Origin of the sequence: Pseudomonas sp. DNDY-54, assembly GCF_019880365.1 — a bacterium.
Taxonomy (GTDB): Bacteria; Pseudomonadota; Gammaproteobacteria; order Pseudomonadales; family Pseudomonadaceae; genus Stutzerimonas; species Stutzerimonas stutzeri_P.
This window is the reverse complement of sequence record NZ_CP082271.1, coordinates 2,903,438-2,917,154: the sequence shown is the minus strand read 5'-3', so window position 1 is coordinate 2,917,154 and position 13,717 is coordinate 2,903,438. Positions and strand designations below refer to the sequence as shown.

Below are 13,717 nucleotides of genomic sequence, written 5' to 3'. Positions count from 1 at the left end.
ACATTGCTGGGTCGGGAATGGCGGTTTCGCTGGCATTCCCCAACCTGTCCGCTTTTGGCGGCGCCTGGACTATAACAGCAATGTTTAAGTGCTTCAAATAAGGGAAAATTGATATCATCCGCGCATGACCAATACCCCCTCTCAGACCTCCGGCGTGCAAATGCTCGAGGTCTCGCCGGAGCTTGCCGGCCAGCGCATCGATAACTTTCTCCGTACTCAACTCAAGGGTGTGCCCAAGACCTTGATTTACCGCATCTTGCGCAAAGGCGAAGTGCGAGTGAACAAGGGGCGAATCAAGCCCGAGTACAAGCTCCAGGCCGGCGATGTGGTGCGTGTGCCGCCGCTTCGGTTGCCCGAGCGAGACGAGGTGGTCCCGGTGGCGCAAGGTCTTCTCGAGCGCCTGGAAACGGCGATCGTCTACGAAGACAAGGCGCTTGTCGTGTTGAACAAGCCTGCTGGTATTGCGGTACATGGCGGCAGTGGACTCAGCTTCGGTGTCATCGAGGCGCTGCGCCAGCTGCGTCCAGACGCCAAGGAGCTCGAGTTGGTGCATCGCCTGGATCGGGACACGTCCGGACTGCTGATGATTGCAAAGAAACGCAGCATGCTTCGCCATTTGCACGAGGCGCTTCGTGGCGATGGGGTAGACAAGCGATACATGGCGCTTGTGCGCGGTCGTTGGGAGGCTGGCAAGAAGCAGGTGAATGCTCCGCTGTTGAAAAATACGTTGCGATCGGGCGAGCGGATGGTGGAGGTCACTGAGGCGGGCAAGGATGCGCTGACGCTGTTTCGTGTTCTGCGCCGTTTTGGCGACTTCGCTACCCTAGTGGAGGCTAAACCTGTAACTGGACGCACACATCAGATCCGTGTGCACGCAAAGCACGCTGGGCATAGCATCGCCGGTGACAGCAAGTACGGCGATGAAGAATTCACCGGCGTCATTCGTGATCTTGGCGGCAAGCGGCTATTTCTGCACGCCTATGCGCTCACGGTGCCTTTGCCTGATGGGGGTGAGCTGAAACTGGAGGCGCCGGTCGACGATCTCTGGGCGCGGACGCTGGAGAGGCTTGGTGAATAAATACGAACTATTGATCTTCGACTGGGATGGAACCCTGGTGGATTCGATTGGACATATCGTTGAATCAATATTGTTTGCCGCTGCTGATTGCGAATTACCGGCGCTTGATGAAGCGTCCATTAAAGGCATTATTGGGCTCGGTTTGCCTGAAGCGATTGCTGCTCTGTACCCCGAGGTTAGTGATGAGCGTACGGTGGAGGCGTTTCGTCGAGCCTATGCAGACCATTATCTTTCGCTTGAAGCTGAGCCGTCAGTGCTCTATCCGGGCGTGGCTGAGGCGTTGCGGGCGTTCCGTGGTCATGGGTACTTTCTTGCCGTGGCGACCGGTAAGGGGAGGCGCGGTTTGGATCGAGTGCTCGCGGGGCACGGATGGGGTGATTTCTTTGATGTGACCCGCTGCGCAGATGAGACCTTGAGCAAGCCTAATCCACAAATGATTCATGAGATTCTGGCGCATTGCGGGGTTGGTCCAGAGCGGGCCCTCATGATCGGGGATTCTGTGTTCGATCTCGAGATGGCGCGGCGAGCTGGCGTGGACAGCGTTGCGGTTACGTACGGCGCTCAGCCCCTCGAAGTCTTGCAAGCTTGCATGCCGTGTTTGGCCATTAAACATATTTCGGAGCTCGGTGACTGGCTGTGCTCCACTGATTCACTCGCTGAGGTGGTTGCGCATGTCGGATGAATGGAAGGCGCCCGCGGGCGAGGGGAAGGACGATCGCAACAGTTGGAAACTGTTGGAAAAGACCCTGCTTGCTGGTGTGCAGGAGCAGAGACGAGCTAGGCGTTGGGGCATATTTTTTAAGCTGCTTACCTTTATCTATCTCTTCGGTGCGCTACTGATGTTCTCGCCTTTGCTGCGTATGGGTGACGGCAAGGCTGAAGGCGACAGCCATACCGCCGTCATCAATGTTAGAGGGATGATTGCCGATGAAGAGGCAGCGAGCGCGGACAACATTGTCGGGGCGCTTCGGGCCGCTTTCGAAGATTCCAACACCAAAGGAGTGGTGCTGCGGATAAACAGTCCGGGCGGCAGTCCGGTCCAGTCGGGATATATTTATGATGAAATCCGACGGCTTCGTGGCGAATATCCAGCCGTAAAGGTCTATGCGGTTATTACTGATCTGGGTGCATCTGGCGCTTATTATATTGCCAGCGCAGCGGATGCGATTTATGCCGATAAGTCCAGTCTGGTCGGCTCGATTGGGGTCACCGCCGCCACTTTCGGGTTCGTCGAGACGATGCAAAAGGTTGGCGTGGAGCGGCGGGTCTATACCTCGGGCGAGCACAAGGCATTTCTTGATCCGTTCCAGCCTGAAAAACCCGAAGAAACGGAGTTCTGGCGTAGCGTCCTTGCAACCACGCATCGGCAATTCATCGATAGCGTCAAGCAGGGGCGTGGTGACCGGCTACAGGTCGAGGAACACCCCGAGTTGTTTTCGGGGCTTATTTGGTCTGGAGAGCAGGCGCTTGAGCTGGGCCTGATTGATGGGCTGGGCAGCGCGAGCTACGTCGCACGAGAAGTCATCAAAGAGGAAGAGCTGGTTGATTTCACCGTCAAAGACTCCGCTCTAGATCGGTTTACTAAAAGGCTAGGGGCGAGCGTGGGTTCGCAGCTTGCCATGTGGATGGGCTTTCAGGGCCCGCAGCTGCGCTAGATCTTCGTTGCCATCAAGGTACTTCAACGCCAGCCCGGTTGAGCATCTCGACCAACCGGATTAGTGGCAGTCCGATCAGGCTGGTGACATCGACGCCTTCGGTTGAGCGGAATAGGCTGACCCCTAAGCCTTCCGCTTTGAAGCTGCCTGCACAATCGAAAGGTTGTTCGGCCTGCAAATAGCGTTCGATCTGTTGGTCGTTGATGGCCCGGAAATGAACGGTAAAAGGGATGCAGTCAACCTGGACATATCCGGTTCGGCTATCGAGTAGTGCGAGCCCGGTTAGGAATGTCGCGCTCTTCCCGCTACAGGCCCGCAGTTGCTCTTGTGCTCGCTCAAATGTATGGGGTTTTCCAAGAATATCGTGCTCGAGCACGGCAACCTGATCAGAGCCAATGATCAGGTGATTCGGATAGTGCATGGTCAACGCCTGAGCCTTCTCGCAGGCTAACCGGCGAACCAGCTGCTCCGGCAGCTCTCCCTCAAGCGCAGTTTCGTCTATTTCTGGTGCGCAGCAATCGAACCTCAATTGCAGTCGCGAAAGCAGTTCGCGTCGATATGAGGAGCTTGATGCGAGAAGTAGGCGGCGCATGTTTCTTCCTTTTATATAGGTGCTAAATTGCTGGCTGGCAGAGCTTGATTGTGCGGTTGAATTCCTTTGACAGTCGAGAGGCGCATCCCTAGAATGCCGCGCTTATGTTGAAAGGACCGATACCTCCGCACGTTGACCCGCGCAAGCTCGCCGACCGAGCGGCCGCCCTGAAGGGTGAGCTGCCCTTGTCTGAGCTGAAGCGGCTCGTCGATCCTCTCGAGGACGACAAAGGTGTGGTGCGCGCCAGTTTTGAATTTGGGCGCGACGAGCAGCGCACTGTGGTCATTCACAGTGAGCTGGATGTTGAAGTCACAATGATTTGCCAGCGTTGTCTGGAGCCGGTTGTTCTGCCTATTCACAGCGAGTGCGACTATGCCGTGGTGAATGAGGGTTCGAGCAGCCAGCACCTGCCCAAGGGCTATGACGTGCTGGAAGTGGGAGAGGATCCTCTGGATCTGCTGGCGCTGGTTGAAGAGGAGCTCTTGCTCGCTCTTCCGATTGTTCCACTCCATGACCAAGAAGTTTGCCAGCCGCCGGCTGGGCCTGATGAGCCCGAGCCGAGTGAGGACGAGGTATCGCGGTCCAACCCGTTCAGCGTACTGGCTCAGTTAAAGCGTGACCCAAACGTTTAGGAGTTGATCCCAATGGCTGTTCAGCAGAACAAAAAATCCCGTTCCGCCCGTGACATGCGTCGTTCGCACGACGCGCTCGAGCCGAATGCCCTGTCCGTGGAAAAGAGCACTGGTGAAGTTCACCTGCGGCATCATGTTTCCCCGGAAGGTTTTTACCGTGGTCGTAAAGTGATCGATAAGGGCGCTGACGAGTAAATCTTGTCCGCTCCGATCATAGCGATCGATGCAATGGGTGGGGACTTCGGTCCCCACTGCGTTGTTCCGGCCAGTGTCCAATGTCTGGCTGAAATCCCCTCGCTGCATCTGGCCTTGGTTGGCCAATCCTCCTTACTAGAAGAAATCATCGCTCGGCATCCAGCTGTGGATCGCGCTCGTCTGACGATTGTCCATGCCGATGAGGTGATCGGTATGGATGAACGCCCCGCACAGGCATTGCGCACCAAGCCGCGCTCGTCCATGCGCGTTGCGCTGGAAATGGTGCGTGATGGGCAGGCGCAGGCGTGCGTCAGCGCCGGGAATACTGGCGCGCTGATGGCGCTTGCTCGCCAGGTGCTGAAAACGTTGCCTGGGGTGGATCGGCCGGCGATGGTGACTGCGATTCCTACGCTTGGTGGTGCGTGCCTGTTGCTTGACCTAGGCGCCAACGTGGACTGCACTGCCGAGCAGCTCTATCAATTCGCGGTAATGGGGTCAGTTGCGGCGCAGAGTCTCGGCATTGAGCAGCCGCGCGTCTCGTTGCTGAATATAGGCACCGAAGATATTAAGGGTAATCAGCAGGTCAAGGCAGCAGCCGGGCTTTTACAACAAGCTGGCTGTATCAACTATCAAGGGTTCATCGAGGGTGACGGGCTATTCCGTGGCGAAACGGATGTGGCGGTATGCGATGGCTTTGTTGGCAATATCCTGCTCAAGTCCAGCGAAGGCTTGGCGCATATGGTTGCCCAGCGTGTCGAGCTGCTTTTCCGCCGCTCATTGATTTCACGCCTGGTCGGCGCGCTGGCCCTGCCGTTGCTGCGTCAGTTGCGTGCGGACCTGCGCCCCGCTCAGTACAACGGTGCCAGTTTCCTTGGGCTGCAAGGGATTGTCGTGAAAAGCCATGGTGGCGCGGGGGCTGAGGGTTTTCGGTCGGCTATACGCCGCGCTGCCCAGGATGTGGAGCGCAATCTGCCGGCGCAACTGCGCAACCGTCTCGAGCACCTACTTGTGACCGATCGGTCCACAAACGACCCTGGTGATGTGACTGCACCGGGTGGATCGCCATCCAACTGACAATTCGTTGCGCCCTAGCGGGTATTCTTTCCTGACGAACAACCACAAGAGAGCCGTTTCATGTCCGCATCACTTGCATTCGTCTTTCCAGGCCAGGGCTCCCAGGCTCTCGGCATGCTGGCCGAGCATGGCGCCCAGCAATCGTTGATCATCGATACCTTTGCCGAAGCCTCGTCTGTACTGGGTTACGATCTATGGGCACTTTGTCAGCAAGGCCCAGAAGATCAGCTGAATCAGACCGATAGGACTCAGCCGGCGATTCTGACCGCTTCGATTGCCTTGTGGCGTTTGTGGTTGGCTGAAGGCGGTGCGAAGCCGGCCTTCGTTGCGGGTCACAGTCTGGGCGAATATTCGGCGCTGGTGGCTGCAGGTAGCCTTCCGTTTGCCGATGCGGTGAAGCTGGTCGAGCTCCGTGGTCAGCTGATGCAGCAGGCCGTTCCGGCCGGCACCGGCGGTATGGCCGCGATTTTGGGTCTCGAGGATGCCGATGTTTTGGCAGCCTGTGGCGAGGCGGCGCAGGGTGAGGTCGTGAGCGCGGTCAACTTCAACGCACCAGGTCAGGTCGTGATTGCGGGCAATGCTGCGGCGGTCGAGCGAGCCATTGAGATCTGCAAGTCCAAGGGTGCCAAGCGCGCCATGCCGCTGCCGGTCAGTGTGCCTTCTCATTGTGATCTGATGCGCTCGGCGGCTGAGCGGTTTGCCGCTGCCGTGACGGACGCTGCCTGGCAGGCTCCTGAGATCCCGTTGGTGCAGAATGTCAGTGCTGCGATCGTTTCGGGTCTCGATTCGCTTAAGCGCGACCTGCTGGCTCAGCTTTATAGCCCGGTTCGCTGGGTCGAAAGCATTGTCGTGTTGAGTAAGCATGGTGTGACCGATCTGATCGAGTGCGGTCCTGGCAAGGTGCTTTCTGGTCTTAACAAGCGCTGCGTCAAAGGCCTCAATACCTACAATCTGGATACCCCCGAAGGTTTCGCGGCCACCCGTGGCGCAGTGATCTGAACAAGGAGAAAATGTATGAATCTGCAAGGCAAGGTCGCGCTTGTAACAGGCGCCAGTCGTGGAATCGGTCAGGCCATCGCGCTTGAGCTTGGTCGTCAGGGTGCCATTGTGATCGGCACGGCGACTTCTTCTTCAGGGGCTGAGCGCATCGCCGAGACGCTCAAAGAGAACGGCATAGAAGGTGTCGGGCTGGTATTGGACGTCACCAATGACGAGTCCGTAGCCACCACGTTGGAGCATATTCAGCAGCATCTCGGTCAGCCCGCTATTCTGGTCAATAACGCGGGTATCACCCGGGACAACCTGATGTTGCGAATGAAAGACGACGAGTGGCACGAGGTGATCAATACCAATCTCAGCAGCCTTTATCGTCTGACCAAGGGTGTTCTGCGTGGCATGACCAAAGCCCGTTGGGGGAGAATCATCAGTATCGGTTCCGTGGTGGGTGCCATGGGTAACGCCGGACAGGTAAACTACGCCGCGGCCAAAGCCGGCCTCGAAGGCTTCAGCCGAGCGCTGGCGCGTGAGGTCGGTTCGCGCGGTATCACGGTCAATGCCGTGGCGCCGGGCTTCATAGATACGGATATGACGCGTGAGCTGCCAGAAGCTCAGCGTGACGCATTGCTGGGGCAGATTCCATTAGGTCGCCTCGGTCAGGCGGAAGAGATTGCCAAGGTCGTCGCCTTCCTAGCTTCTGACGGCGCCGCCTATGTCACCGGGGCTACTGTCCCGGTGAACGGCGGTATGTACATGAGCTAATGTGACGCCCAACGCATGTATGCAGTCATAACGGCTGATTAGTTTCGTTATAAAACTGCGGTTTGTTTATAGACAGATGGTTGAAAGCAGGTTCATGCTTGCCCGCTTTCAGCTTGAAATGCGGAAATCGCTTTCTATACACTACCGCGCAGACCAGCTGCCTGATTTTTCCATAGGAGTGAAAACAAGGTATGAGCACCATCGAAGAACGCGTCAAGAAAATCGTTGCCGAGCAACTTGGCGTCAAAGAAGAGGAAGTCACCAACAGCGCTTCCTTCGTCGAAGACTTGGGTGCCGACTCCCTTGACACCGTTGAGCTGGTGATGGCACTGGAAGAGGAATTCGAGACCGAAATCCCCGACGAGCAAGCCGAGAAGATCACCACTGTTCAAGAAGCTATCGATTACATCAACGCGCACGCGCAGTAAGTCGTAGTCTGCTTCGAACCAGTAAGCCGCACTGCCTCGAAAGGGCAGTGCGGCTTTTGTTTGAGTTAGTTGAATGCAGCTGGTCGTGCCTGTGGCCGACTTCTGTGAAGGCGGCTCTCTTTCCGTTGCAAATGCTAGCGGAACAGGGCGAGTCGAATGAATGCAAGGAGAATTGCTGTGTCGCGTAGACGCGTCGTAATTACCGGTATGGGCATGCTCTCGCCGCTGGGTAACGATGTGCCAAGCAGCTGGCAGGGGATTCTCGCCGGCCGCAGTGGTATCGGCCTGATAGAACACATGGACCTTTCGGCTTATTCCACTCGCTTTGGCGGATCGGTCAAGAATTTCGATGTCGAGCAGTACTTGCCCGCGAAAGAAGCACGCAAGCTTGACCTGTTTATCCAGTATGGTCTGGCCGCCAGTTTCCAGGCGGTACGCGACTCTGGCTTGGAGATTACTGATGCTAATCGCGAGCGCATCGGTGTCGCCATGGGGTCTGGTATTGGTGGTCTGACCAATATAGAGAACAGTTGCAAGGCGTTGATTGAGCAAGGGCCACGAAGAATTTCGCCCTTTTTTGTGCCCGGCTCGATTATCAACATGGTGTCGGGTTTCTTGTCGATCCATCTAGGGCTGCAAGGCCCCAACTACGCAATAGCGACCGCCTGTACGACGGGCACCCACTGCATCGGCATGGCGGCACGGAACATTGCCTATGGCGAAGCGGACGTTATGGTCGCGGGCGGCTCGGAAATGGCGGCGAGCGGTCTCGGAATTGGTGGGTTCGCTGCGGCCAGAGCGCTGTCGACTCGCAATGATGACCCGGCCGCAGCAAGCCGGCCGTGGGACAAAGATCGGGATGGCTTTGTATTGTCCGACGGCGCGGGCGCACTGGTATTAGAGGAACTTGAGCATGCCAAGGCTCGCGGCGCAAAGATCTATGCCGAGCTGATCGGCTTCGGAATGAGTGCAGATGCGTTCCATATGACCTCACCACCGGATGACGGGGCAGGTGCCGCTCGCTGTATTCGTAACGCGATCGTTGATGCCGGCATAGATGCCGCGCAGGTCGATTACATCAATGCTCATGGTACGTCGACGCCAGCCGGCGATAAGGCCGAAGCTGCCGCAATCAAAACAGTGTTCGGTGACCATGCATATGCGCTGTCGGTCAGCTCAACCAAGTCCATGGTTGGCCACTTGCTAGGTGCTGCCGGGGCTGTCGAGGCCATCTTCAGCGTGCTGGCGCTTCGCGATCAAGTAGCGCCTCCGACCATCAATCTTGATGAGCCGGGCGACGGCTGCGATTTGGACTTCGTACCTCATGAAGCCAAGCCAAGAAAGATCGACGTCGCCGTTTCCAACTCCTTTGGTTTTGGTGGCACCAACGGATCGCTGGTCTTCCGCCGGTTCGCCGAGTGACGTTGAGCTGGGTAGACGGGCAGCCTACCTATGGGTTGTCCGTTCACGATCGCGGATTTGCGTACGGCGACGGGTTGTTCGAAACCATCAAGGTTGCCGGCGGCCATCCGGCATTATTGAATCGCCATTTGGATCGTCTTGCTCTGGGCTGTCAGCGCTTGGCGATTCCCTATGATATGGCGGTTACCCGATCACAGATTGAGGCCTTTTCGGCAGAGCTGGGGACCGGCGTAGCCAAGCTGATCCTGACGCGTGGCGACGGCACGCGTGGCTATGCCCCGTTGCCATCCTGCCAACCACGAACAGTTCTACTCGGCTCGCCGTTGCCAGACTATCCAGCGGAACACGCCGACACCGGAATACGCCTGTATTCATGTGCGACCCGTCTCGCCGAGCAGCCCGCTCTGGCTGGGCTGAAACATCTCAACCGGTTGGAACAGGTATTAGCGCGGGCTGAATGGCAAGACCCCGCCTTCGCCGAAGGCCTGATGCGCGACACCTCGGGGCGCGTCATCGAGGCCGTTTTCAGTAACCTCTTTTTTGTGCAATCCGGCACATTGCTGACGCCTTCTGTGCACCGATGCGGTGTGGCAGGCGTCACGCGCGCTGAGCTTCTTGAGCTGGCCCGCCAGGTGGGGATACCGACCCAGGTCGCCGATGTTTCGCTCGAACAGCTGTTTTGCGCCGATGAGGTGTTCGTCTGCAATAGCCTATATGGCATCTGGCCTGTGCGGCAGTTCGAGGCCAGCGTCTGGCCGGTCGGGCAGCTCACACGTAAACTCCAACGCCTGATTGCTGATCTGACGAGAAATACGTGATTCGAAAACTGTCTTTTGCGCTGATAGCGGCCTTACTCGTCGCTATGCTGGCGCTCGGTTTGGGCGCTTGGAAACTCCATGCCGTATTGGAGCAGCCGTTGCAGCTCAGCGAAGCGCAGACGCTGGAAGTCAAACCCGGGGATACGCCCAGCGGCCTGTTCCAGCGTCTCGAGCGAGATGGGCTGCTGAGCGACTCGTTCTGGTTGCGGTTGCACTGGCGACTGAATCTTCCTGACCAAACTCTGCACAGCGGCGAATATCAGCTGCGCCCAGAAATGTCGGCAGGCGAGCTCATCGGCCTATGGCAGCGTGGCGAGGTTGTTCAATACACCCTGACCATCGTCGAGGGCTGGAACTTCCGCCAGGTCCGCTCGGCGCTGGCGGCTACGCCTACGATCAAACAAACACTTGGGGATCTCACGGATAGAGAGGTCATGGCTCGAGTCGGTCATCCGGCGCTGCATCCGGAAGGCCGCTTCTTTCCTGACACCTACAGTTTTACCCGGGGCGTGACCGATCTCGAGTTATTGCAGCGAGCCTTTTCTCGCCTGGAGGCCGTTCTGGCTGAGGAGTGGCAACAGCGCAGTGAGGGATTGCCATACCGTGAGCCCTACGAAGCGCTGATCATGGCCTCGATCATCGAGAAGGAAACCGGTGTGCCATCGGAGCGCGGCGAAATTGCGGGCGTCTTTGTCCGCCGGTTGGAACGGGGCATGCTATTGCAAACGGATCCGACAGTCATATACGGGATGGGCGAGCGATACACGGGGCGTATCACCCGCAGCGATCTACGCAGGCCGACGCCGTACAACACGTATACAAACGGAGGTCTGCCGCCAACGCCTATCGCGATGGTCGGCCGCGAAGCCATTCACGCGGCATTGCATCCGGTCGATGGCAAAAGCCTCTACTTCGTGGCTCGCGGTGATGGCAGCCATGTGTTCAGTGATTCGCTGACCGAGCACAATCGTGCGGTGCGGGAGTACCAGCTCAAGCGCCGCGCTGACTATCGCTCCAGCCCGGCGAAAGTCCCGGCTACGCCCATCGAGAACACCCAGTGAAAGGATTCTTCATCACCCTGGAGGGCCCCGAAGGCGCGGGCAAGAGCACCAATCGTGAGCACCTCGCCCAGCGGCTTCGCGGGCGCGGTCTTGAAGTTGTACTGACCCGCGAACCCGGCGGAACGCCGCTCGCAGAGCGCATTCGAGAAATACTGTTAGCGCCCACCGACGAACCGATGAGCAGTGATGCTGAGTTGCTGCTCGTGTTCGCGGCGCGTGCGCAACACCTTGCGCGGATCATCCGACCCGCGCTGGCTCGGGGCGCTGTAGTGATCTGTGATCGCTTCACTGATGCCACGTATGCCTATCAAGGCGGGGGGCGGGGCCTGTCCTATCAGCGTATCGAGCAGCTTGAGCATTTCGTTCAAGGCGAGATGCGGCCGGACCTCACGCTGATCTTCGACCTGCCTGTCGAAGTGGGGCTAAGCCGTGCTGCTGCACGGGGGCGTCTCGATCGGTTCGAGCAGGAAGGGCTGACATTCTTTGAGTCTGTGCGCAGCGCCTATCTTGAGCGGGCCAAACACGCTCCTGAGCGCTATCGAGTGATCGATGCGGGCCGGTCGCTGTCCGCGGTGCAACAGGACTTGGACGGCCTGCTACCCGAGTTATTGGAGCGTGCGCTTGGCTGAGCGCATTCTCCCATGGCAGACCGATCTTTGGCGGTTGCTGGCAGGTCGCCGTCAGCACGCCCATGCCTATCTGTTGCACGGCCCCGCGGGCATTGGCAAGCGCGCGCTGGCCGAACAGCTCATGGCGCTTCTGCTGTGTCAGCAACCTGATCCTAGTGGTGCCTGCGGTCATTGCAAAGGCTGCAAGTTGCTGGCAGCCCATACGCACCCGGATCATTACATTCTCGAGCCCGAGGAAGTTGACAAGGCCATTCGTGTCGATCAGGTCCGCCAGCTGGTTGGGTTTGTTACCCAGACTGCACAACTCGGCGGACGTAAAGTCGTTCTGCTTGAACCTGCCGAGGCGATGAATCTGAACGCTGCAAACGCGCTCTTGAAAAGCCTCGAAGAGCCAGCGGGCGATACCGTATTGCTGTTGATCAGCCATCAGCCAAGCCGGCTGCTACCAACGATCAAGAGCCGCTGTGTACAGCAACGCTGTCCTTTGCCTGGTCGTGAGCAGAGCCTGGAGTGGCTCGCCTCACGACTTCCGGACTTACCGGCAGATCAGCGCGAGGAATTGCTGACCCTCGCGGCCAGTTCGCCGCTGGCAGCTCTTAAGTTGCACGACGACGGCGTGTTGGATATGCGCGTTCAGGTGGTCGAGGGCATAAAAAAGCTTCTGAAGCGGCAGCAATCCCCCAGTCAGCTGGCAGAAGCGTGGAATTCAGTGTCGCTGATTCTGCTGTTCGATTGGTTCTGCGAGTGGGCGCATCTGATACTGCGTTACCAGATGACTGGTGATGAAGAAGGGCTGGGTGCCGCCGATATGCGGAAGGTGATTCAATACCTGGCCCAGAAAACGTCCCCTGCTAAATTGCTTCAACTGCAGGATTGGCTGTTGGCTCATCGGCAGAAGGTCTTGGGCAAAGCGAACCTCAACCGTGTCTTGCTTCTCGAAGCGCTCCTGGTGCAGTGGGCAAGCTTGCCCGGGTCAAGCTAGACTCCACTTTGAAACTGTTGTTAGGAATACCGCATGAGCCTGCCTGCAAACCTTGGTCCGCGTAACGGTATTTTGTCCTTGACCATCAAGGACAAATCGGTGCTTTACGCAGCGTTCATGCCCTTTATCAAGCATGGTGGGTTGTTCATTCCCACGAACAAGAGCTACAAGCTCGGCGATGAAGTCTTCATGCTGCTGAGTCTGATGGACGAGCCGGAAAAGATTCCAGTTGCCGGCAAGGTCGTCTGGATCACGCCCAAGGGCGCGCAGGGCAACCGAGCTGCCGGCGTTGGAGTGCAGTTCAATGAAGGTGACTCGACTGCTCGCAACAAGATCGAAACCTATCTGGCAGGCGCCATGAAATCTGATCGGCCAACCCACACGATGTAGGTCGGCCTGTCGGCATCTTCCGCTGGACTTCAGCTTCGCCAAACATTGTCACCCACACCGCACTGACCTGAAGCCGCCCGAGCGGCTGTTTTTTTGCTCTACAATGGTCGGTTTTCGGTACAGGTACTTTTATGCTGGTCGACTCGCATTGCCATCTTGATCGTCTCGATCTCGCTCTGCACGATGGCTCCCTCGATGCTGCGCTTGATGCTGCGCGTCAGCGGGGCGTTGGGCATTTCCTGTGCATTGGAGTCAGTGCAGACAACACCGCTGCGGTAAAGGCGCTTGCGAAGCGTTATGTAGACGTCGATTGTTCAGTAGGAGTGCATCCACTGGACCTCGCGCCTGGTGCCGAGCCCGCGCTGGACTGGTTGCTGCGCGAGCTGGAAGCCCCTGGGGTTGTGGCGATCGGCGAGACCGGTCTCGACTATCACTACGAGCCCGAAGCGGCCGAGCTGCAGCAGCGGTCCTTCCGTCTGCATCTGGATGCAGCCCGACTCAGTGGTAAGCCAGTAATCGTGCATACCCGTGCGGCCCGAGCCGATACCCTGGGCCTGCTTCGCGAAGCGGCGTTGCCCCAGGCTGGCGTACTGCATTGCTTCACCGAAGACTGGGAGATGGCCAAGGCCGCGCTGGATCTCGGTTATTACATTTCACTCTCTGGCATCGTGACCTTCCGCAATGCTGAAGCCCTTCGGGATGTAGCCCGCCGAGTGCCGGCGGACCGGCTTCTGGTCGAAACGGATTCCCCGTATCTGGCTCCGATTCCTTACAGGGGTAAGCCGAACCTGCCGCAATACGTGCGAGAAGTCGCTGAATTCCTGGCGGATCTGCGAGGGGTCGACTTTGACACCTTTGCAGAGCTGACCACCGACAACTTCAAGCGGTTATTTCCGCTGGCCCGGGTCGCGAGTGACACGTGCATCTGACGGGTTAGCAGGCACGTGCTAAGCGCCATCGCGTGATGCCGTGTACAATCCGCGCCGCCTTACGTCTAGATGCT

At 58.0% G+C, this 13,717-nt stretch carries 17 protein-coding genes; 16 read left to right on the top strand and 1 reads right to left on the bottom strand.

What is annotated here, in order from left to right; translation table 11 throughout:
- Positions 1-124 precede the first annotated feature (124 nt).
- The 3 genes from rluC to sppA are packed head-to-tail and all read left to right on the top strand — an operon-like array spanning position 125 to position 2,733.
- A complete protein-coding gene (rluC, locus tag K4O48_RS13485; RefSeq protein ID WP_222908921.1) occupies positions 125-1,078 on the top strand; it encodes a 23S rRNA pseudouridine(955/2504/2580) synthase RluC in 954 nt (317 codons plus the stop codon).
- Entirely contained in the window at positions 1,071-1,760 is a 690-nt protein-coding gene (locus K4O48_RS13480) for an HAD-IA family hydrolase (protein ID WP_222908920.1), read from the top strand. The genes rluC and K4O48_RS13480 overlap by 8 nt, the downstream gene beginning before the upstream one ends.
- Positions 1,750-2,733, top strand: coding sequence for a signal peptide peptidase SppA (gene sppA, locus K4O48_RS13475; protein ID WP_222908919.1), 984 nt, complete (start codon positions 1,750-1,752; stop codon positions 2,731-2,733). Before K4O48_RS13480 ends, sppA begins: the two co-directional genes overlap by 11 nt.
- 13 nt (positions 2,734-2,746) lie before the next feature.
- On the opposite strand, the gene K4O48_RS13470 is transcribed toward sppA, so the two are convergent.
- A complete protein-coding gene (locus K4O48_RS13470; protein WP_222908918.1) occupies positions 2,747-3,325 on the bottom strand; it encodes a Maf family protein in 579 nt (192 codons plus the stop codon).
- 104 nt (positions 3,326-3,429) lie between these two features.
- Between K4O48_RS13470 and K4O48_RS13465 the strand changes: the two genes are divergently transcribed.
- The 13 genes from K4O48_RS13465 to K4O48_RS13405 all read left to right on the top strand — a co-directional run bounded on the left by K4O48_RS13465 (position 3,430) and on the right by K4O48_RS13405 (position 13,643).
- A complete protein-coding gene (locus K4O48_RS13465) occupies positions 3,430-3,957 on the top strand; it encodes a YceD family protein (protein ID WP_222908917.1) in 528 nt (175 codons plus the stop codon).
- Between the two features lie 12 nt (positions 3,958-3,969).
- Positions 3,970-4,152: a 50S ribosomal protein L32 gene (rpmF, locus tag K4O48_RS13460; protein ID WP_019342480.1), complete on the top strand. Its 183-nt coding sequence runs from the start codon at positions 3,970-3,972 to the stop codon at positions 4,150-4,152.
- Positions 4,153-4,155: 3 nt separating this feature from the next.
- Positions 4,156-5,226: a phosphate acyltransferase PlsX gene (plsX, locus tag K4O48_RS13455; RefSeq protein ID WP_222908916.1), complete on the top strand. Its 1,071-nt coding sequence runs from the start codon at positions 4,156-4,158 to the stop codon at positions 5,224-5,226.
- Positions 5,227-5,286: 60 nt separating this feature from the next.
- Complete coding sequence (gene fabD, locus K4O48_RS13450) at positions 5,287-6,225, top strand: ACP S-malonyltransferase (RefSeq protein ID WP_222908915.1); 939 nt, start codon at positions 5,287-5,289, stop codon at positions 6,223-6,225.
- A gap of 15 nt (positions 6,226-6,240) precedes the next feature.
- A complete protein-coding gene (gene fabG, locus K4O48_RS13445) occupies positions 6,241-6,984 on the top strand; it encodes a 3-oxoacyl-ACP reductase FabG (protein ID WP_222908914.1) in 744 nt (247 codons plus the stop codon).
- Between the two features lie 191 nt (positions 6,985-7,175).
- A complete protein-coding gene (gene acpP, locus K4O48_RS13440) occupies positions 7,176-7,412 on the top strand; it encodes an acyl carrier protein (RefSeq protein WP_003283670.1) in 237 nt (78 codons plus the stop codon).
- Positions 7,413-7,589: 177 nt separating this feature from the next.
- Entirely contained in the window at positions 7,590-8,834 is a 1,245-nt protein-coding gene (fabF, locus tag K4O48_RS13435; RefSeq protein ID WP_222908913.1) for a beta-ketoacyl-ACP synthase II, read from the top strand.
- A gap of 2 nt (positions 8,835-8,836) precedes the next feature.
- Complete coding sequence (gene pabC, locus K4O48_RS13430) at positions 8,837-9,652, top strand: aminodeoxychorismate lyase (protein ID WP_222908912.1); 816 nt, start codon at positions 8,837-8,839, stop codon at positions 9,650-9,652.
- The gene (gene mltG / locus K4O48_RS13425) at positions 9,649-10,713 is read left to right on the top strand and encodes an endolytic transglycosylase MltG (RefSeq protein ID WP_222908911.1); all 1,065 of its coding nucleotides are present in this window, start codon (positions 9,649-9,651) and stop codon (positions 10,711-10,713) included. Before pabC ends, mltG begins: the two co-directional genes overlap by 4 nt.
- On the top strand, positions 10,710-11,342 hold the full coding sequence (gene tmk / locus K4O48_RS13420) for a dTMP kinase (protein WP_222908910.1): 633 nt from the start codon (positions 10,710-10,712) through the stop codon (positions 11,340-11,342). The genes mltG and tmk overlap by 4 nt, the downstream gene beginning before the upstream one ends.
- Positions 11,335-12,324, top strand: coding sequence for a DNA polymerase III subunit delta' (locus tag K4O48_RS13415; protein WP_222908909.1), 990 nt, complete (start codon positions 11,335-11,337; stop codon positions 12,322-12,324). Before tmk ends, K4O48_RS13415 begins: the two co-directional genes overlap by 8 nt.
- Before the next feature lie 33 nt (positions 12,325-12,357).
- Positions 12,358-12,714 (top strand): PilZ domain-containing protein, encoded by a 357-nt coding sequence (locus K4O48_RS13410; protein ID WP_019342489.1) that lies wholly within the window; start codon positions 12,358-12,360, stop codon positions 12,712-12,714.
- Between the two features lie 131 nt (positions 12,715-12,845).
- Positions 12,846-13,643 carry a TatD family hydrolase gene (locus K4O48_RS13405; protein ID WP_222908908.1) on the top strand — a complete coding sequence of 266 codons (798 nt, stop codon included), beginning with the start codon at positions 12,846-12,848 and terminating at the stop codon, positions 13,641-13,643.
- The last annotated feature ends 74 nt before the right edge of the window (positions 13,644-13,717 follow it).

Excerpts from the sequence above, each read along its gene's own strand:
- fabD (WP_222908915.1), top strand. The coding sequence starts at position 5,287 with ATGTCCGCATCACTTGCATTCGTCTTTCCAGGCCAGGGCTCCCAGGCT.
- K4O48_RS13465 (WP_222908917.1), top strand. The coding sequence starts at position 3,430 with ATGTTGAAAGGACCGATACCTCCGCACGTTGACCCGCGCAAGCTCGCC.
- sppA (WP_222908919.1), top strand. The coding sequence starts at position 1,750 with ATGTCGGATGAATGGAAGGCGCCCGCGGGCGAGGGGAAGGACGATCGC.
- fabG (WP_222908914.1), top strand. The coding sequence starts at position 6,241 with ATGAATCTGCAAGGCAAGGTCGCGCTTGTAACAGGCGCCAGTCGTGGA.
- K4O48_RS13410 (WP_019342489.1), top strand. The coding sequence starts at position 12,358 with ATGAGCCTGCCTGCAAACCTTGGTCCGCGTAACGGTATTTTGTCCTTG.
- rpmF (WP_019342480.1), top strand. The coding sequence starts at position 3,970 with ATGGCTGTTCAGCAGAACAAAAAATCCCGTTCCGCCCGTGACATGCGT.
- K4O48_RS13470 (WP_222908918.1), bottom strand. The coding sequence starts at position 3,325 with ATGCGCCGCCTACTTCTCGCATCAAGCTCCTCATATCGACGCGAACTG.
- acpP (WP_003283670.1), top strand. The coding sequence starts at position 7,176 with ATGAGCACCATCGAAGAACGCGTCAAGAAAATCGTTGCCGAGCAACTT.
- K4O48_RS13405 (WP_222908908.1), top strand. The coding sequence starts at position 12,846 with ATGCTGGTCGACTCGCATTGCCATCTTGATCGTCTCGATCTCGCTCTG.
- rluC (WP_222908921.1), top strand. The coding sequence starts at position 125 with ATGACCAATACCCCCTCTCAGACCTCCGGCGTGCAAATGCTCGAGGTC.